The 16,858-nt window shown below is 72.3% G+C and carries 20 protein-coding genes and 1 riboswitch; of the genes, 9 read left to right on the plus strand and 11 right to left on the minus strand.

Annotation, left to right across the window (positions count from 1 at the left end; translation table 11 throughout):
• Positions 1 to 48: 48 nt before the first annotated feature.
• Positions 49 to 1,056 (minus strand): hypothetical protein, encoded by a 1,008-nt coding sequence (locus ABCS02_RS26410; protein WP_345838688.1) that lies wholly within the window; start codon positions 1,054 to 1,056, stop codon positions 49 to 51.
• Positions 1,057 to 1,060: 4 nt separating this feature from the next.
• On the minus strand, positions 1,061 to 2,275 hold the full coding sequence (locus ABCS02_RS26415) for an MFS transporter (protein WP_345838689.1): 1,215 nt from the start codon (positions 2,273 to 2,275) through the stop codon (positions 1,061 to 1,063).
• Positions 2,276 to 2,424: 149 nt separating this feature from the next.
• Between ABCS02_RS26415 and ABCS02_RS26420 the strand changes: the two genes are divergently transcribed.
• Complete coding sequence (locus ABCS02_RS26420) at positions 2,425 to 2,877, plus strand: MarR family transcriptional regulator (protein WP_345838690.1); 453 nt, start codon at positions 2,425 to 2,427, stop codon at positions 2,875 to 2,877.
• Between the two features lies 1 nt (position 2,878).
• On the opposite strand, the gene ABCS02_RS26425 is transcribed toward ABCS02_RS26420, so the two are convergent.
• Positions 2,879 to 3,379: a hypothetical protein gene (locus tag ABCS02_RS26425; protein ID WP_345838691.1), complete on the minus strand. Its 501-nt coding sequence runs from the start codon at positions 3,377 to 3,379 to the stop codon at positions 2,879 to 2,881.
• Positions 3,380 to 3,446: 67 nt separating this feature from the next.
• On the opposite strand from ABCS02_RS26425, the gene ABCS02_RS26430 reads away from it, so the two are divergent.
• Positions 3,447 to 3,800, plus strand: coding sequence for a nuclear transport factor 2 family protein (locus ABCS02_RS26430; RefSeq protein WP_345838692.1), 354 nt, complete (start codon positions 3,447 to 3,449; stop codon positions 3,798 to 3,800).
• A gap of 18 nt (positions 3,801 to 3,818) precedes the next feature.
• Here ABCS02_RS26430 and crcB read toward each other — a convergent pair whose 3' ends face one another.
• The 3 genes from crcB to ABCS02_RS26445 all read right to left on the minus strand — a co-directional run bounded on the left by crcB (position 3,819) and on the right by ABCS02_RS26445 (position 5,291).
• The gene (gene crcB, locus ABCS02_RS26435; RefSeq protein ID WP_345838693.1) at positions 3,819 to 4,196 is read right to left on the minus strand and encodes a fluoride efflux transporter CrcB; all 378 of its coding nucleotides are present in this window, start codon (positions 4,194 to 4,196) and stop codon (positions 3,819 to 3,821) included.
• The gene (locus ABCS02_RS26440; RefSeq protein WP_345838694.1) at positions 4,193 to 4,642 is read right to left on the minus strand and encodes a CrcB family protein; all 450 of its coding nucleotides are present in this window, start codon (positions 4,640 to 4,642) and stop codon (positions 4,193 to 4,195) included. The genes crcB and ABCS02_RS26440 overlap by 4 nt, the downstream gene beginning before the upstream one ends.
• Positions 4,643 to 4,662: 20 nt before the next feature.
• A riboswitch (Fluoride riboswitch) is annotated at positions 4,663 to 4,736 on the minus strand.
• Positions 4,737 to 5,291: a universal stress protein gene (locus ABCS02_RS26445; RefSeq protein WP_345838695.1), complete on the minus strand. Its 555-nt coding sequence runs from the start codon at positions 5,289 to 5,291 to the stop codon at positions 4,737 to 4,739.
• Between the two features lie 102 nt (positions 5,292 to 5,393).
• Here ABCS02_RS26445 and ABCS02_RS26450 point away from each other — a divergent pair, with 102 nt between their 5' ends.
• From ABCS02_RS26450 to ABCS02_RS26475, 6 genes are all read left to right on the plus strand, one after another.
• The gene (locus ABCS02_RS26450) at positions 5,394 to 5,825 is read left to right on the plus strand and encodes a phage holin family protein (protein WP_345838696.1); all 432 of its coding nucleotides are present in this window, start codon (positions 5,394 to 5,396) and stop codon (positions 5,823 to 5,825) included.
• An 11-nt stretch (positions 5,826 to 5,836) separates the two neighbouring features.
• The gene (locus ABCS02_RS26455; RefSeq protein ID WP_345838697.1) at positions 5,837 to 6,025 is read left to right on the plus strand and encodes a hypothetical protein; all 189 of its coding nucleotides are present in this window, start codon (positions 5,837 to 5,839) and stop codon (positions 6,023 to 6,025) included.
• Complete coding sequence (locus ABCS02_RS26460) at positions 6,015 to 6,995, plus strand: YihY/virulence factor BrkB family protein (protein ID WP_345838698.1); 981 nt, start codon at positions 6,015 to 6,017, stop codon at positions 6,993 to 6,995. Before ABCS02_RS26455 ends, ABCS02_RS26460 begins: the two co-directional genes overlap by 11 nt.
• Positions 6,996 to 7,053: 58 nt before the next feature.
• Positions 7,054 to 7,413: a YciI family protein gene (locus tag ABCS02_RS26465; protein WP_345838699.1), complete on the plus strand. Its 360-nt coding sequence runs from the start codon at positions 7,054 to 7,056 to the stop codon at positions 7,411 to 7,413.
• Positions 7,410 to 8,084 (plus strand): NUDIX domain-containing protein, encoded by a 675-nt coding sequence (locus tag ABCS02_RS26470; protein WP_345838700.1) that lies wholly within the window; start codon positions 7,410 to 7,412, stop codon positions 8,082 to 8,084. Before ABCS02_RS26465 ends, ABCS02_RS26470 begins: the two co-directional genes overlap by 4 nt.
• Before the next feature lie 140 nt (positions 8,085 to 8,224).
• Positions 8,225 to 8,542 carry a hypothetical protein gene (locus ABCS02_RS26475; protein WP_345838701.1) on the plus strand — a complete coding sequence of 106 codons (318 nt, stop codon included), beginning with the start codon at positions 8,225 to 8,227 and terminating at the stop codon, positions 8,540 to 8,542.
• On the opposite strand, the gene ABCS02_RS26480 is transcribed toward ABCS02_RS26475, so the two are convergent.
• Entirely contained in the window at positions 8,499 to 9,119 is a 621-nt protein-coding gene (locus tag ABCS02_RS26480) for a LysE family translocator (RefSeq protein WP_345838702.1), read from the minus strand. The two genes, ABCS02_RS26475 and ABCS02_RS26480, sit on opposite strands and share 44 nt — an antisense overlap.
• Before the next feature lie 82 nt (positions 9,120 to 9,201).
• Between ABCS02_RS26480 and ABCS02_RS26485 the strand changes: the two genes are divergently transcribed.
• Positions 9,202 to 9,657 (plus strand): Lrp/AsnC family transcriptional regulator, encoded by a 456-nt coding sequence (locus tag ABCS02_RS26485; RefSeq protein WP_345838703.1) that lies wholly within the window; start codon positions 9,202 to 9,204, stop codon positions 9,655 to 9,657.
• Positions 9,658 to 9,671: 14 nt separating this feature from the next.
• On the opposite strand, the gene ABCS02_RS26490 is transcribed toward ABCS02_RS26485, so the two are convergent.
• From ABCS02_RS26490 to ABCS02_RS26505, 4 genes are all read right to left on the minus strand, one after another.
• A complete protein-coding gene (locus ABCS02_RS26490; RefSeq protein ID WP_345838704.1) occupies positions 9,672 to 10,919 on the minus strand; it encodes a hypothetical protein in 1,248 nt (415 codons plus the stop codon).
• Between the two features lie 457 nt (positions 10,920 to 11,376).
• The gene (locus ABCS02_RS26495) at positions 11,377 to 13,065 is read right to left on the minus strand and encodes a hypothetical protein (RefSeq protein WP_345838705.1); all 1,689 of its coding nucleotides are present in this window, start codon (positions 13,063 to 13,065) and stop codon (positions 11,377 to 11,379) included.
• Complete coding sequence (locus ABCS02_RS26500; RefSeq protein WP_345838706.1) at positions 13,062 to 13,721, minus strand: response regulator transcription factor; 660 nt, start codon at positions 13,719 to 13,721, stop codon at positions 13,062 to 13,064. Before ABCS02_RS26500 ends, ABCS02_RS26495 begins: the two co-directional genes overlap by 4 nt.
• Positions 13,722 to 13,849: 128 nt before the next feature.
• Positions 13,850 to 16,840, minus strand: a complete 2,991-nt coding sequence (locus ABCS02_RS26505; protein ID WP_345838707.1) for a glycoside hydrolase family 38 C-terminal domain-containing protein — start codon at positions 16,838 to 16,840, stop codon at positions 13,850 to 13,852.
• Positions 16,841 to 16,858: the final 18 nt, after the last annotated feature.

The following is a 16,858-nucleotide window of genomic DNA, read 5'->3' on the forward strand; positions in this document are numbered from 1 at the left end:
GGGTTCCGTGTCCGCGCCGCGCACGTGCGCAGGGCGGAGGGAACCCACTCAGTCGGGGCTGATGTCGTGATCGAAGACGGGTGAAGTCGGGAGGTCGTCGTCCGCGGGGAGGCCGGCGCGGACGCCCAGGGCGGTCGCGGGTGAGGCGTTTCCGCCGAGCGTGGCGACGCCGGAGCCGTAACCGCCGGCCTGGGCGCCACTTGCGCTCGTGCCGAGCACACCCGAGGGAGTCCCCGGCACGGGCACGTCGGAGTCCCCGTGCGGGGCGTCGGCGAGCAGTGCGGAGGGCGCACCGGTGGCCGGCGCGGAGGCCGGCGAGTACGAAGAAGCGGTGGCGCGCACAGTGCTCACCGCAGCCACGCGAGCGACGGCCGGCTGGACGTCGACCGACGGGAGGGCAGACTGCTCACCCGCGGGCGCAACGCCGGCAGGGACAAGCGGCTGGACGGTCTGCACAACGACGCCCGCGACGCCCGCGAGGACGCCGTCCGCGGCGGCCGCGATCGGCGCGGTCAGCGTGCTGACGGGGTGGTTCGCGAGCAGCGACGTCACCGGAGAGAGCGGCGCTGCCAGCGTGCGCACCAGGGCGAGCGTCGACGAGGTCTGCGGGGCGGGAGCCGGGGAGGCAGGGGTGTCGGCAGCCTGTGCAGGCGCTCCGGGGGCGGTTGCTGTCGCGGCCCCAGCGCCCAGCTCCGGTGTCGCAGCACCAGGAGCCACCAGCTCCACCGGCGCTGCCACCACCCGATCCGCCGCGTCCGCAACGGGGCTCACCACAGCCTCCACCGGCGCGGCGCCCGCCGCCTCCCGCACGCCGCTCGCCACCGGCTGGACGACCTGCGCCGCCACCTCCGCGACCGGAGCCGGAGCGGCAGGCGTCACCGACGCGACGGCCGCGACCACTCCGCCCAGCGGGCTCGGTGCGGGCGGTTCGGCCGCGTTCGCCGTGCCGCCCCCGAACAGCATCCCCAGCGCGACGATGCCGCCGCCGAGGACGAGGGATCCGATCAGAAGCCGCGCGGGGGTGAGAGAGGAGCGCCGCTCAGGCACATCCACCACACGATCACCCCCTGATCGTCGGTCTTCCGTTCGAGACAGGTGCGAGTGTACGCCTCTGTCTACCGGACCGGAAGCGTCCGGCCCGACCGGCCGCCGCGACAGCGACGACGGCGAGGGCCGCGACGGTCATCGCGGCGCCGACCCACAGCGGGGACGCGTAGCCGAGCCCTGCCGCGATGGTGAGGCCGCCCAGCCAGGCGCCGAGCGCGTTGCCGACGTTGAACGCGGCGATGTTCGCCCCGGAGGCCAGCGTCGGCGCGGCGTCGGCCGAGCGGAGGACGCGGAGCTGGAGGCCGGGGACCGTCGCGAAGCCGAACGCCCCCATCAGCACGAGCGCGACGACCGCGGCGACCGGCTGGGCGGCGAGCAGCGCGAACGCGGCGAGGCTGACCGTGAGCACGGCCAGCACGACGAGCAGCGTCCCGTCGATCGAGCGGTCGGCGAACCGGCCGCCGATCGCGTTCCCGGCGAACAGCCCGAGCCCGAACAGGATCAGCAGCCACGGGACCGCGGACGCCGGGAAGCCCGAGAGCCCGGTCAAGGTGTAGGCGATGTAGGTGAAGGCGCCGAACATCCCGCCGAAGCCGAGGACGGTCGCCGCCAGCGAGAGCCAGAGCTGGCCGGAGCGGAAGGCGCGGAGCTCGGTGCGGAGGCCGGAGGCCGGGGCGGACGCCTGGCCCCCCGGCACGAGCACGGCGACGCCGACCAACGCCAGCACCCCCACCACGGTGATGGCCCAGAACGTCGACCGCCAGCCGAACTGCTGGCCGAGCAGCGTCCCGAACGGCACGCCGAGGACGTTGGCAGCCGTCAGACCGGTGAACATGATGGCGATGGCCCGCGCCTTCCGGCTGGGGTCGACCAGGCTCGCGGCGACCACCGAGCCGATGCCGAAGAAGGCGCCGTGGCAGAGGGCGGCGACGAGGCGTCCGGTGAGCATGGTCGGGTAGTCGGTGGCCAGGGCGGAGATCGCGTTGCCGAGGATGAACAGCACCATCAGCCCCAGCAGCACGGTCTTGCGCGGGAGGCGGGTGACGGCGGCGGTCAGGCCGATCGCGCCGGCGGCGACGGCGAGCGCATAGCCGGAGATGAGCCAGCCGGCCGCGGCGGCGTCGACGTGGAAGTCGGCGGCCACTTCGGGCAGCAGCCCGGCGATGACGAACTCGGTAAGGCCGATGCCGAAGCCGCCCAGCGCGAGGGCGATCAGGCCTGCAGGCATGAGAACTCCTGGGAAAGTCGGGGATGGGAGAGGCGACCGCGTACACTAAGTACTTGCAGACGCGTCATAAATAGTTGCACATGCAATTACTTTGCGCAAGCACGAGGCACGAACCGAGCACCACGAACCGACCACCGAGGAGACCGCACATGGGCATCGCCGACGACGCCGTCGAGGTGCGCGCACAGGGCTGGCGCACCCTCGCCGCCCTCCACAACTTCATCGAGAACGAGCTGGAGAAGGCACTCTCCCGGGGGGCCGGCCTCTCCGTCGTCGAGTACACAGTGCTCGACGCGCTCAGCCGGCAGGACGGCTGGCACATGCGCATGCAGCAGCTCGCCCGCGCCAGCGCGCTGAGCCCCTCCGCGACCACCCGGCTGGTCAACCGTCTGGAGGAGCGCGGCCTCCTGACCCGCATCGACTGCCTGGACGACCGGCGCGGCATCTACACCGAGCTCACCTCCGGGGGCCACGAACTGCTCGACAGCGCCCGTCCGGTGCACGACGAGGCGCTGGAGGCCGCCCTCCAGGAGGCGCACAGCATCCCGGAGCTCGCCCCGCTGCTCGACGCCCTGCCGCAGCTCGCGCTCGCCCGGAGCTGACCTACCGCAGCACCTCCACCAGCGCCACCCACGAGAACACCACCGTGGTCACGATCGCGAGGATCGTCGCCACCGCCACCAGCACCAGCCCGACCGCGGCCACCCCGCTGAGCAGCAGCACCCCGCCGGCCAGGTCCAGCAGCAGGGGCACCGTGAACAGCGCGATGCGCTCGGCGTCGTACCGTCCGTACCCGGTCGTCGCCGAGTCCCGCCGGATCGCGATCGACGACCGCACGGCGACGAATCCGACGATCACCGTCCCCGCGACGACCTGGAGGCCGAACCCCCACGGCGTCTGCCCCGGGATGAGCGCCGCGCAGCTCAGCGCGACGCCGAGGATGAGGGTCGCGATCGACGCGCCTGCCCGCGCGGCGAGCCCCCGGGACTCCGCGATCTGCCGGATATTCACCGACAGAGCGACGATCAGCAGGCCGCCCAGGGCGGCGCCGGCACCCGCGACCGCGACGTTGAACTCCGACCACTCGCGGAAGATCCCCACCATGCGCACAGCGTACTGGCGCGCTGTCAAGTCTGGCGGGCTCGCCGGACCTGGGCGTATAACGGGGGACATGGCCGACGCGATCACGACCTGGATCGACCGCTATCGCCGCGCGTGGGAGACGAACGACCCCGACGACATCCGGGCGCTCTTCACCGAGGACGCGAGCTACCGCACGGAGCCGTTCGCCGAGCCGTGGGACGGGCACCTGGAGATCGTGGAGGGCTGGCTCGACGCGCAGGACGACCCCGGCTCGGTCGACTTCGAGTGGCGGCTGCTCGGCCAGGACGGGGCGCAGTACTTCGTGGAGGGCGTCACCGACTACCACGACGGGCCGACCTACTCGAACCTGTGGGTGGTGGTGCTGGCCGCCGACGGCCGCGCCGAGGAGTTCACCGAGTGGTGGATGGAGCAGCAGGCCTGAGCCGGCGCCTGCCGCCGCTCAGAGCAGCCCGCCCAGCCAGAGTCCCAGCCCGGCCGCGGCGAGCGCGAGGATCAGCATCCCCGCGCCGTTGAACAGCGCCGCCCGATACCGCCGCTGCTGCGCCAGCCGCACCGTCTCGTAGCTCGCGGTGCTGAACGTCGTGTACCCGCCGAGGAACCCCGTGCCGAGGATGGCGCGCCACTCGGGCGGCAGCCCGTGCGCGAGCGCCAGCCCGGTGACGAGGCCCAGCAGGAACGACCCCGTCACATTGATGACCGTGGTGCCGAACGGGAAGGTGATCCGGAACCGGCTGCGCAGCACCCCGTCGAGGACGAGCCGCGCCACCGCTCCGAGGCCGCCCGCGACCGCGACGGCGAGCACCAGCAGCGGCGTCACTCGGCCGCCTCCGCCCGGCGCGCACGCCGCCTCCCGAGCGCAGCGGCCGCCGCGATCCCCGCCACCGACGCCAGCGCGCCGATCAGGATCGTCGCCACCGCGTATCCGATTCCCGCGCCGGGATTGTGCGCCGCGAACAGCCCGTCCGTGTCCACCGCGAACGAGCTGTAGGTCGTGTACCCGCCCAGGATGCCGGTGCCGGCGAACAGCCGCAGGTCACGCCGCCGCCCGGCGTCCGGTCCGCGCAGGGCCAGCGCCTCCAGCAGCCAGCCGAGCACGAACGCGCCCGTCACGTTGATCACGAGGGTGATGAGCGGGATGCCGGCCACGGTCGGCACGGCGGCCGACAGCAGGTAGCGCACCGTGGTGCCGATCGCGCCGCCGACGAAGACGAGCAGCACGGAGCGCCAGTGCAGGTGCACCGGCAGCGGGGTTCTCACGGACACGCGGCATCCACCCTTCAGAACGAAGCGCAGGAACTATCAGCGACCGTCGCGGTTCGGGCTGTTGGCCCCGGCGAGATCCATCGCCGCTGGACCACTATACCGGCGGGTCCTCCCACGGCAGCGCCTGCGACCCGCTGACCGGCGCCAGCGGCACCACGATCACGGGCCGGTGCTGCCGGTGCGCCAGGTGCACCGCGACAGAGCCGTTGAAGAACTCGCGGAGGCTGCCGCGCAGGCCCGCCTCGCGCGTGCCCACCACGATGTAGCGCGCATCCATCTCGTCCGCCAGCCGGGCGAGCGCCCAGGCCGGGTCGCCCGCGAGCTGCTTGAGGGAGTACGGGACGCCGCGGCCGTTCAGCGTCGTGCGGATGTCGGCCTCCAGCTCGGCGTCGAACGTCTCGTCCTCCACCTCGGGGAGGTCCGGGTCGTACGGCAGCGCGACGACGGTGCCGTCCACGTAGCTGGAGACCAGGTACCGGTTGGGGTCGACGTTGGCGCACACCAGCGGGACGTCGAGGTCGTCGGCGAGCCGCGCCGCCGCGTCGAGCACCGCGGTCGGCTGACCGGGGACGACCGCGACGAGCACTCCCCCGGGTCTGATGCCGGCCGATCCGCCGCCGCCCGCGCCATTGCCGCCGATGCCGCTCATGCGACTAGTGTGCACTATCCCGTGGGCCACGCGGAGACGGCACTCCCTTGGCTCGCCCCCAGTGGTGGGGTACGTTCGGACCCGAACCCAGGGAGGCCATGCATGACCGAGAACAAGGCCGCGCTCCCCCGCGAGCGCCGCCGGACCACGCGCGGACTGCGCCCGCTGCCGGAGCTGACGCGCGACGCGGCAGCCCAGCTCAAGCGGCTGCTCAGCGCCGAGCTGGCCCTGTTCAAGGCCGAGATGACGGCGAAGGCGAAGGCGGCCGGGGTGGGCGTCGGCCTCCTGGTCGGCGCCCTGGTGTTCGTGTTCTTCGCGCTCGGCGTCCTGGTCACGGCCGCGGTGTTCGCGTTCGCGCTCATCGTCCCCGGCTGGCTCGCGGCACTCATCGTCGCGGGCATCTTGATCGTGCTGGCGATCATCGTCGCCCTCATCGGCCGCGCCATGCTGAAGCGCGGGATGCCGCCGGTCCCGGAGGACCTCGGGCCCGAGCTGAAGGCCGACGTGCAGGCGCTGAAGGGGGAGCAGCCGTGAGCGGCAAGGGGATGAACACACTGAAGCTCGAGCTGGAGGAGACCCGCGACCAGCTCGCCGGGACGCTCGACGACATCTTCGCCACCTTCAACGTGCGCGTGCAGATCCGGTCGCACCCCGTCGCCGCGGCTGCGGTGTTCCTGGCGGTGCTGGGTGGCGCCGCCGCTCTCGTGGCGCGAGGGATGGCGCGTGGCCGCTGAAGCCTCCCGGCGCCGCCTGCCGTGGGGCTACATCCTGAAGCGCACGCTGCGCAGCTTCGGCCAGGCGTCGTGCACCGACCTGGCGGCGGGACTCACCTACTTCGGCGTGCTGTCGCTGTTCCCGGCGATGATCGCGCTCGTCAGCGTCCTCGGCCTGGTCGGTCAGAGCAAGTCGGGCATCGACGCGCTGTTCGGGATGATCGACCAGCTCGCGCCCGGGATGCTCACCGTCATCCAGGCCCCGATCGAGACGCTCGCGAAGTCCCCCGCCACCGGCGTCGCGCTGGTGATCGGCATCGTGGGCGCGATCTGGTCGGCGTCCGGCTACGTGGGCGGCTTCGGGCGCGCGCTCAACCGGGTGTACGGCGTGCGGGAAGGCCGCTCGGCGTTCACGCTGCGCCCGGTCCAGCTCGGCGTCACGCTGGCGTCGCTGGTGCTCATCGCGATCGTGGCGGTGCTGCTCGTGATCTCCGGCCCGATCCTTCAGGCCCTCGGCAACGTCCTCGGCGTCGGGGACGCGGCGAAGACGGCGTGGTCGGTCCTGCGCTGGCCGGTGGTCGTGTTCGCCCTGGTGCTGCTGGTCGCGCTGCTGTACTCGGCGACCCCGAACGTCCGGCAGCCGCGGTTCCGCTGGCTGACTCCCGGCGCCGTGGTGGCGATCGTCCTGCTCGGCGTCGCGTCGGCCCTGTTCGCCTTCTATGTGGCGAACTTCGGGCACTACGACAAGACGTACGGCACGCTCGCCGGGATCATCGTGTTCCTGTTGTGGATCTGGATCGCCAACGTCGTGCTGCTGCTCGGCGCGGTCTTCGACGCGGAGATCGCGCGCGCCCGGCTGATCCTGGCCGGGGTGGAGGTCGAGAACGGCTACGAGTTGCCGCTCAAGTCGGACAAGGCCATCGTGAAGGCGAAGGACGCGGAAGCGGCCGACATCCTGGCCGTGCGCGCAATGCGGCGGAAGCTGCGCTGACGCTGTCGAATCCGCGCCGCCCGGTTCGACGTCCTGGTGACGACAGAGAGGATCGCTCATGGCCCAGTTCGCCATCTTCATCTACGGCAACGGCGTGGCCGGCACTCCCGAGGAGCTCGCCGAGCACGACCGGCACTCGGAGGACCTGATCGGCGACGGCTCGCTGACCGCGGCGTTCGCGCTCGCCCCGTTCACGGAGGCGACCTCCGTCCGCGGCGACGGCGTCACGGACGGCCCGTACACCGAGAGCAAGGAGATCATCGCGGGCATCGGCATCGTGGAGGCCGCCGACCGGGAGGCCGCGCTCGCCATCGCCCGCCGCAACCCCGCCACCTGGCAGGGCGGCGGCGTGGAGGTCCGCGAGATCGTCGGCGCGTACATTCGCGCGGGAGAAAGCTCCGATACCCTCCTGCCATGAGCGGTGAGGAATCGACGGAGCACGACGCACGACCCGGGCACGACCTCCCGGACAGCAGGGGGCGCACCGGGCTGCACCGCACCGGGCGCTCGGCCACCGGCAACCCCGCCGTCCGCGTCACCGACGTGGAGGTCGTGTCCGACGGCTGGCACGTCCTCCGCCGGACCACCTTCGACTACCGCGGGCGCGACGGCGTGTGGGTGACGCAGTCGCGGGAGACCTATGACCGCGGCAACGGCGCGACCGTCCTGCTGTACGACCCCGCCGCGCGCACCCTTCTGCTCACGCGGCAGTTCCGCCTCCCGGCGTACGTCAACGGCCACCCCGACGGGATGCTGGTGGAGGCCGCCGCGGGCCTGCTGGACGGCGACGCCCCGGACGAGGCGATCCGCCGCGAGGCCGCCGAAGAGCTGGGCGTGCGGGTGGGCGACCTCCACCACCTGTTCGACCTGTACATGAGCCCGGGCTCGGTGACCGAGCGCGTCCACTTCTATGCGGCCGAGTACCGGCCGGGCGAGATCGTCGGCGGGGGCGGCGTGGCCGAGGAGGGCGAGGAGATCGAGCCGGTGGTCGTGGGGTACGAGGAGGCTCTGGCGATGGTGGCGGACGGGCGGATCGTTGATGGGAAGACGGTCATCCTGCTGCAGTGGGCGGGGTTGAACCTGTTCTGAAATTCTTGACGTCACAGTTCAGTTCGACCAGAATGGCCCGAACATGATTGCACATGTTCGGGAATCGGAAAGGACTCAACGGTGCAAATGGGACGACCCAATGTCGGATACGCTGCCACCGTCGCCGCAAGCTGTAATCCATGAACCGCGCTTCTGCAATCGCGACATGGGTTCTCGTACTGCTGGCGACGACAGCGTCGACGGTTCTCACGTGCTGGTGGTTCGTGATCGACGGTGAGATCATCGAGCGCGCCGACCTGCGCGGATGGAATGGCCGGACGATGCTGCCTGCCCAGGAGCTCATCTGGCTGGCGGTGAACATCCAGTTCCTCGTTCTGGTCGCCGCCTCGGTTCTGACGACGGTCGTCGTGATTCACTCTCGACGTTCACGCAACCATGACGCGCTCCCCGCGCTCAGTGCTGCAGGAATCGCTCCACCAACAGGCTCGCCCCGATGAGCACCATCATCGCGCCCGACAGCTTCCCCACGATGGCGAGCGCTCGCGGCCGGGACCGCAGCAGCCGGCGCGCGAGCAACGCGACCAGCGTGTAGATGACCGCGATGTCGGCCAGCTGGATCGCGCCAAGCACCAGCATCTGGACGGCCGCCGGCATCCCGGTCGGCGAGGTGAACTGCGGCAGGAGCGCGAGCAGCAGCAGGAGACCCTTGGGGTTGAACCCGGACACCCCCGCGCCGCGGAGGAACTGGGAGGTCGCGCTCCCGACGATCGGCTCGCCGTGCGGCCCGACCGGCTCGGCGCGCTTGAGGAGGGCGGCGATCCCGAGCCAGATCAGGTAGGCGCCGCCGCCGAGCGTGAGCGCGGTGAGGACCACCGGGAACCGCGTGACGAGCGCGCCGACACCGAGCGCGACGGCCGCGATGACCAGTGCGTAGGCGGTCAGCATCCCGAGGATCGAGGGCGCGGCGGACTTGGCGCGCACACCGGCGCCCATGATGTAGGCCCAGTCGGCGCCGGGCGTCAGCGTGAGCAGGACGGCGATCGTCCAGAACTGCGCGACCAGTGCGGGATTCATGTCGCAGAAGCTACGGCAATACCTGCGAAAGGTGCTTCGCAATCTGCGACGGAAACGCCGAAACAGCGGGAGAATAGTTCACATGGACAGCCTCGACCGGGAGATTCTCTCAACCCTCCAGCAGGACGGCCGCATCAGCGTGACCGAACTGGCCTCCCGCGTCGGGCTGAGCCTGTCGGCGTGCCACCGCCGGGTCCGCGAACTGGAGCAGTCCGGCGTCATCGAGCACTACCGCGCGGTGGTGTCGCCGACCGCGGTCGGGCTGACGTTCGAGGCGATCGTGTTCGTGACGGTCAGCCGCACCGACCCGGACACGGTCGGCGCGTTCGAGGAGGCGGTGGTCGCCATCCCGAACGTGATCGAGGCCGAGCGCCTCTTCGGTGACCCGGACTACATGCTGCGCATCCTGACCCCGAGCCTGGCGGCCTACCAGGAGCTCTACGACGGGGAGCTCGGCGGGCTGCCGGGGATCCAGCGGATGACGTCGACGCTGGTGATGAAGCGGCTGGGGTCGGGGGTGGCGGTGCCGCTGGGGTGAGCAGCGGCTGCCGATCACCCGTACCGGAGCGTCGCCCCCTGCGACTTCAGGAAGTCGATGTGCACGTGGTTGCAGGTGTCGTCGAACGGGGCGAAGTTCTGCACGCTGATCGAGCCGCGGCACTCCGCCTGGCCCAGGCCGGAGCCCTTCGGGACCAGGGGGTCGAGGAGGCGGATGAGCTGGAGGGACTTCGCGTCGCCGCCGGTGAGGGCCGAGCCGTTGAGGAGGAAGAAGTCGACCGCGTGGCCGCCGCCGTCCGCGTAGTGGGCGGAGTCGGTGCCCGCGCCCTCGATCTGGCCCGTGCACTTGCGGTTGATGTCGCTGATGCCGACCTGGCTGAAGTTGTCCAGCGCGACGGAGATGGCCTGGAGGACGCGGTAGTCGACGCCGCAGTTCGGGACGACCTTGCCCTCGGCGAGGTTCGCGATCTCCGGGATGTGGTTGGGCGTGGAGCCGACCAGGCGGCCCGCGGCGACGGCACCCATGAGCTGCACGGCCAGCGCCTGCACCGTGGGCGACACGGCGCTGTTGGTGGTCGAGTCGAGGGCCTGCGGGCTCTCGGCGATACCGAGGCCGTCGCGGGAGACGACCTGCGCGGTGGCGTCGCCACCGGTCAGGGTCTGCACGGCGAGGGCGGTGCGCGCGGCGCCGGCGACGGAGGCCTCGCCCGTCGTCGCGTACGCCGGGAGGGAGGCGGTGCCGAAGAACGCGGTCAGCGCGACGAGCACGAAGAGGTGGAAGCCGCGGCGGTGGCGGCTCTCGGTGTGGAGCTTGCGGTAGATGCCGCGACGCGGGTGACGGGGGTTCGTCGGGTCGGCGACCGAGGGGCCGGCGGCGACCTGCGTGGCGGGGACGGACGACTGCTGCGCAGCGGCGGCGGCACGGCGCTCGGCGCGGGACGGGCGGGTCGGCTTGACGACGACGCGCTCGCGGACGACGCGCTTCTTCTTCCGCGGGGCGGTGTGCTGCTCATCCGCGCGACGGCGGGCGACGGCGCTCTCGTTCTCGGCCGCGGGGGCCTCGGCAGCCAGGGTCTCGGCGAACAGCGACGCGATGCCGTCCACCGGAGCGGCCTGCGGCGTGACAGGCGCGACAGCAGCGGCCTGCGCCTTCGCGGCCTGCGTCCGGCGCGCCTGGGCACGCTCGGCCTCCAGCGCGGCACGGCGGCTCATCGGCGCCGGGGCAGCGGGCGCCGCGGGAACAACAGGTGCGGCCGGGGCCAGCGACTCGGCCCGCGTGAAGTCCGTGATCGGGTCGGCCACTGCCTGCGTCTGCGCGTCCACGTCGAGTACGACGGGTCCCCGAGTACCGCGGCGAGGCCGCAGGGGGGCAGAGGACTCGGGCAAAAAGGGCCTTCCTGGACGAACTGAACTCGCCTGGGACGGTCGGGTCCGAGCGCCGCGGGGGGACGACGCTTTCAGGCGTACCGATCATTCTTATCAAATTTCCGCTGGACGTTCTATCAATGCAGACGAATAGATCGCACCAATTCGGGGCACGACGCCGCTGAACGGGCGAACTCGCGGATGAATGCAGGTCGGCGGAATCCCGCGGGATGCCGGGGGCGGGGCGCATTCCGCGCGTTCGGGTCGCGCGGAAACCACCCCGGCCCTGACGACGACGGATGCGGGTCCGATCACCTTGAAGGTAACCCTTCGAGTCCACTCAGACGCCACCGGGTACGGCTGCTACGACTGGCGACCGCAGGCCGGTCGGATGCTAAGGAACGACCACCGCGAGTTCGACCCGGCCGGCGAGCTCCTGCAGCGCGACGTCCCCCCGCTCGGCGAGCTGACGGAGCCCGATCCCGGGCACGGCGGCGGACAGCGCCCCGCCGGAGACGATCACGACCGAGACGCCGTCGCCGGACGCAGGGAGCACGTCGAGCGTGACCTCCGACCCGTCGCCGTGGCGCACCGCGTTCGCCAGGCCCTCCGAGATCGTGTCGATCACCGCGGCCGCGCGCACGGGCTCGCGCAGCCGCTCCCAGACGTCGTCGGCGAACGACGACCGCAGCGGGATGGCGCACGCCCAGCTCTCGACCAGCGCGGCGATCCGCTCGGCGGCGTCCGGCTCCACGCGCGGCGCGCTCAGCTCGGCACGGATGCTCGCCACCACCCTGCGCAGCTCGGCCGAAGCGTCCGCGGACGGCCCCGCCGCCAGGGCGAGGGCCGAGGCGATCAGCTCGGACTGGACTCCCGAATGCAGCAGGCGCGCGAGCGCGGCCCGCTCCCGCTCGAAGTCGCCCCGGATGGCGGCCGCGGCGCGGATGTTCTCCTGGACCGCCTCCTCCAGCTCGCTCTGATCCCGGCGCACCTGGGCCGTGAGCGAGGCGACGAAGGCGACCCCGAGGCCGACCAGCCAGTACGAGGCGGCCTCGAACCAGACCAGCTCCGGCTCGCCTCCCATCAGGCGGACGGTGATCTCGCTGGTCGCCGAGAGCAGCACACCGATCAGGGCGTAGCCGCTCGCGAGGGCCAGCGCGCGCAGGGCGGGCGGAGTCCGCGTCGCCGCGAGCCCCAGCAGCATGTTCGCCGCCCACACCACGAGAAGGCCGGACAGCAGCGGGGGGATGCAGAACAGCAGGCCGTACTGCCAGACGCCGAACGGGAGCACCATCGCCGCGAAGAGCACGGCGAGCAGGAGCGGAGGGGCCGCCTGCATCCCGCCGAGCACCGACGCGATCCAGTCGCGCCGGCGCACACGGCCCGCGTCGGACTCCTCCCCGGCGGGGGCGTCGGTGTCGAAGACCCGGTGGCTGGCCGGGCGCACCACCTGCTCGGCCACCTCGCGGAGCAGGTTCGCCGCGTCGACGGGACGGATCCCGTGACTCTCGGCCGCGACGGTGGCCCGCTCCAGCCCTTCGGAGACGGCGTCCAGGGCGGAGTCCCGCAGAGCCCTCGCGCGATCCGCCGCCCGCATCGCATCGCGAGCCGACGCCTCCTGCGCCGCGCGCAGCCGTCGGTAGACGCCGAGATGGTCCTCGACGAGCTGCACCCCGATCGCGATGAGCGAGAACACGGCGACGGTCGTCACCAGGTTGATCGTCATCCGCCCGCCGAGGTCGCCGGCGGCGGCAGGGATGCCCAGCACCCATCCGGCGGCGAGGAAGAGGACGGGACGGAGGATGCCGATGACGGCGAACACGGCGAACACCGTCGCTGCGCGCACCGCCGCCGGCGTGACCCGGAGCAGCGCCCAGCCCGCCAGCAGCAGGAGACCGACCGCCAGGTGTTCGACGAAGGCCACCGCGAGGACCGCCCACGGCCCCCCGGTCACGTACTGCAGCCCCGACATGACGGTCAGCGCGACCGGGGCCGTGATCAGCCACGTCCACCAGGTGATCGCGCGACGGCCGGTCGCCTGAGCGACGATGCGCCGGACCCGCGACGCGACGGACGGATTCACAACCCCGACCCCGGATCGCCGAACGTCGCCGTGTAGAGGGTCGCAGCCGCCACCCGCGGGGCGATGCCGTCGTCACCGCCGAGGCCGAGCGCCTGGAAGACGCGCTCCACGCTCTTCTCGACGGCCCGCACCGAGACGCCGCGCCGGCGGGCGATCTCCGCGTTCGTGAGTCCCGCGGCGAGCAGCCGGGTCGTCTCGCGCTGGGCCGGGCTCAGCCGGAGCAGCGCGCCCTGGGAGCCGGTCGCGCCGGTCAGGTGCTCGACGGGTCGGTCGGCCAGGACGGCCTCCGCGGCGTCGACCAGCTCGGCGACCGACCCGATCGCGCCCTTGTTGACGAAGGAGGCGCCCTCGACGGTGTCGCGGGCCTGGGCCGCCGCGGCCTCCCGCGACAGGTTGCTGAGGAACATCACCGCGACGTGCGGGGCGCGCTCGCGGACGATCGTCGCCAGCTCCACACCGTTGGGCCGGGAACCGAGGTCGATGTCGGTCACGAGCAGGTCGGGGTCGGCGTCGTCCACGAGCCGGAGCGCGTCCACCGCGGAGGGCGCCGCGGTGATCTCGAATCCGCGCTGCGCGAAGGCGTCGGCCACCAGCGAGCGCATCAGGGCGTGGTCCTCGACCACGAGCACCCGCCTGCGCCACATACCGACCGCCACGTGGAAAGACTAACCGGGCGTGCAGTATGTATTGCCCGCATTACGCGCCCCCCATTCGGGACTGGATCGGCGGACTCGGTGATGTTGCCCGCCCCGGGGTTCGCGCGGCCCGGGGCGGGCGGTCTGGGTCAGCCGCGGACGAACCGCAGCGTGACGATCTCGAAGGGACGCAGCGCGAGCGTCGTGCCGGCGTCGCCCGTCGCGCGCTCCAGCAGGTCGGTGCGCTCGATCCGCTCGTACGGGAAGCCGACCGCGAGCGTGGTCGTCGCCCGTGAGCCGTGCGCCTCGTACAGGCGGACGACGACGTCGCCCGAGCCGTCCTCGGCGAGCTTGACGGTCTCGACCACGACGCCCGCCGTCGAGGAGGCGATGAGCGGCTCGCTCGCGGCCGCGGCCGGGCGCAGCGGGAGGTTGAGCCGGTAGCCTGCCTCGATCGCCGCATCCACGCCGCCGACGACGACGGAGCTGCGCAGCGTGTGCTGGCCCTGGTCGGCCTCCGGGTCCGGGAACAGCGGCGCGCGCAGGAGGGTCTGGCGGACCAGCGAGTAGGTGCCGCCGCCCTCGCGCTCGTGCCGGGTGATGTCGTGGCCGTAGGTCGCGTCGTTGGCGACGCCGACGCCGAAGCCGGGCTCGGCCACGTGCACCCAGCGGTGCGCGCTGGTCTCGAACCGGGCGACGTCCCAGCTGGTGTTGGTGTGCGTCGGCCGGTCGATGTGCCCGAACTGGATCTCCGAGCGCGCCGACGTGGTGTGGACGTCGACCGGGAAGCCGAGCTTCAGCATCCGCTGGCGCTCGTGCCAGTCGACGTGGGTCTCGATGTCGAGCGCGGGCGACCCGGCGGCGAGGGTCAGCGTCTGCGTGACCGTGGAGGCGCCGAAGCGGCGGACCAGGCGCAGCGACACCGCCTCGGGCGTCTCGGTGGCGACGTCGAGGGACTCCACCCGCGTGAGGTCCTCCCCCGCGAGCCGGTACTCGATGTCGACGTCCCAGGCGTCCCACTGGGTGGGGGTGTCCCGGAAGAGCTGGAGGAGGTTGGCGCGGGTGCCCGCCGGGACGACCTCCCGGCCGGTCGTGAGCTCCACGATCGAGGGGATGAGACCCTCGGCGTCGACCGTGACCGCGATGCGGTCGTTGACGAGCCGGAACCCGTCGCCGTCGCGCTCGACGCGGGCGTCGGAGCCGCGCTCCGGGACGCCGATCCCGCCGGGGGCGATCCCGTCGACGCGGTATGGGGAGGCGTTGGCGACGGCGTCCGAATCGGTCGCGCCCGCGGCGAGCGCCGCCAGCGACCTCCCGATCACGTCCTCCAGACTGCGCGCCACCGCGGCGTAGTTCTCGACGGCCTGGTCGTGCACCCAGCCGATGGAGGACCCGGGCAGGATGTCGTGGAACTGCTGCAGCAGCACCGTCCGCCAGGCCTCCCGCAGCTCCTCCGCCGGATACGCCGCGCCGGCCCGGACGGCAGCGGTCGCCGCCCACAGCTCCGCCTCGTGCAGCAGCGCCTCGCTGCGGCGGTTGCCCTGCTTGGTGCGCGCCTGCGACGTGTAGGTGCCGCGGTGGAACTCCAGGTAGAGCTCCCCCGCCCACACCGGCGCCGGGTCGAACTCGGCGCGCGCGGCGTCGAAGAACGCGGACGGCGCCGCGACCCGCACGGTCGGCGAGCCCTCCAGGTCAGCCGTGCGCGCGGCCGCGGCGACCATCTCGCGGGTCGGACCGCCGCCGCCGTCGCCGAACCCGAACGGCACCAGGGAGGTGTTCGCGCGGCCCTTGTCGGCGAAGTTCTGCTCGGCGTGCGCGAGCTCTCCCCCGGAGAGGATGGAGTTGTAGGTGTCGACCGGCGGGAAGTGCGTGAAGATGCGCGTGCCGTCGATGCCCTCCCAGTCGAAGGTGTGGTGCGGGAACTTATTGGTCTCGTTCCACGAGATCTTCTGGGTGAGGAAGTAGTCCATCCCGGCCTCGCGCGCGATCTGCGGGAGGGCGCCCGAGTAGCCGAACGAGTCGGGCAGCCAGACCTCGCGCGGCTCGTAGCCGAGCTCCTCCAGGAAGAACCGCTTGCCCTCCACGAACTGGCGGGCCAGCGCCTCCGAGCCGGGCATGTTGGTGTCCGACTCGACCCACATCCCGCCGACCGGCACGAACCGGCCCTCGGCGACGCGCACGCGGATGCGCTCGAACAGCTCGGGGTAGAAGCGCTGCATCCACGCGAACTGCTGCGCCGACGAGCACGCGAACACGAAGTCCGGGTCCTGGTCCATCAGGTCGAGGACGTTGGAGAAGGTGCGCGCGCACTTGCGGATCGTCTCGCGCACCGGCCACAGCCAGGCCGAGTCGATGTGAGCGTGGCCCACCGCGAACACCCGATGCGCCGTCGCGGCGGCGGGCGACGCCAGCACGCCGGCGAGCGCGGCGCGGCCGGCCGCCGCGGTCGCACCGACGTCGAACGGGTCGACCGCCGTCACCGCGTCCTCCAGCGCGGCGAACAGCGCGGCCCGGCGCGGGGAGGTCGCCGGGAGCTCGGCGGCCAGACCGCGCACCGTGAAGATGTCCTGGATCAGCTCCCACACGTCCCGGTCGCGGTGGACGACGTCCACCCGCCGCAGCGTGTAGATGGAGTCCGTCGACGCGGTCGATTTCCGGCCGACCGGCGTCGGCCGGAACGACCAGTCCGACCCCACGTCGGGGTTGGAGGCCGCCTCCACGAACAGCTCGAACGACTCCCCCGGCGCCGCCTGCAGCCGCACGTAGTTGTTGAGCGGCTCCAGCGCCTTGACGATCGTGCCGTCCGTCGCCCAGACCAGGCCCTCGGCCTGGAAGCCGACCTGTCCGGCGGTGAAGCCGAGGTCGACGACCAGCTCGACCTCGTCCGGCGCCGCCGACCACTCGGCCGGGACCGTCCCGGTCACGCGGAACCAGACCGTGCCCCACGGACGCCCCCACGGCCTCCCGACGGCGAACGGCTCGAAGGCGCCCTCCACCGCCTGCGCGAACGGCACCGGCTCGTCCGGCACCTCCCACGCCTCCACGGTCACCGGGACGGACGCCCGTTCGAGGGCGGGCGTCAGGCGCTCGCGGACGAAACGGTCGACCCGCAACTCGGCGAGCTGGTTCTGCTGGTACAAGGAGGACTCCTTCTCTAT

Source organism: Microbacterium sp. X-17, from assembly GCF_039615055.1.

Excerpts from the sequence above, each read along its gene's own strand:
- ABCS02_RS26415 (WP_345838689.1), bottom strand. The coding sequence starts at position 2,275 with ATGCCTGCAGGCCTGATCGCCCTCGCGCTGGGCGGCTTCGGCATCGGC.
- ABCS02_RS26420 (WP_345838690.1), top strand. The coding sequence starts at position 2,425 with ATGGGCATCGCCGACGACGCCGTCGAGGTGCGCGCACAGGGCTGGCGC.
- ABCS02_RS26425 (WP_345838691.1), bottom strand. The coding sequence starts at position 3,379 with ATGGTGGGGATCTTCCGCGAGTGGTCGGAGTTCAACGTCGCGGTCGCG.
- ABCS02_RS26430 (WP_345838692.1), top strand. The coding sequence starts at position 3,447 with ATGGCCGACGCGATCACGACCTGGATCGACCGCTATCGCCGCGCGTGG.
- ABCS02_RS26445 (WP_345838695.1), bottom strand. The coding sequence starts at position 5,291 with ATGAGCGGCATCGGCGGCAATGGCGCGGGCGGCGGCGGATCGGCCGGC.
- ABCS02_RS26450 (WP_345838696.1), top strand. The coding sequence starts at position 5,394 with ATGACCGAGAACAAGGCCGCGCTCCCCCGCGAGCGCCGCCGGACCACG.
- ABCS02_RS26455 (WP_345838697.1), top strand. The coding sequence starts at position 5,837 with ATGAACACACTGAAGCTCGAGCTGGAGGAGACCCGCGACCAGCTCGCC.
- ABCS02_RS26465 (WP_345838699.1), top strand. The coding sequence starts at position 7,054 with ATGGCCCAGTTCGCCATCTTCATCTACGGCAACGGCGTGGCCGGCACT.
- ABCS02_RS26470 (WP_345838700.1), top strand. The coding sequence starts at position 7,410 with ATGAGCGGTGAGGAATCGACGGAGCACGACGCACGACCCGGGCACGAC.
- ABCS02_RS26475 (WP_345838701.1), top strand. The coding sequence starts at position 8,225 with ATGAACCGCGCTTCTGCAATCGCGACATGGGTTCTCGTACTGCTGGCG.
- ABCS02_RS26480 (WP_345838702.1), bottom strand. The coding sequence starts at position 9,119 with ATGAATCCCGCACTGGTCGCGCAGTTCTGGACGATCGCCGTCCTGCTC.
- ABCS02_RS26485 (WP_345838703.1), top strand. The coding sequence starts at position 9,202 with ATGGACAGCCTCGACCGGGAGATTCTCTCAACCCTCCAGCAGGACGGC.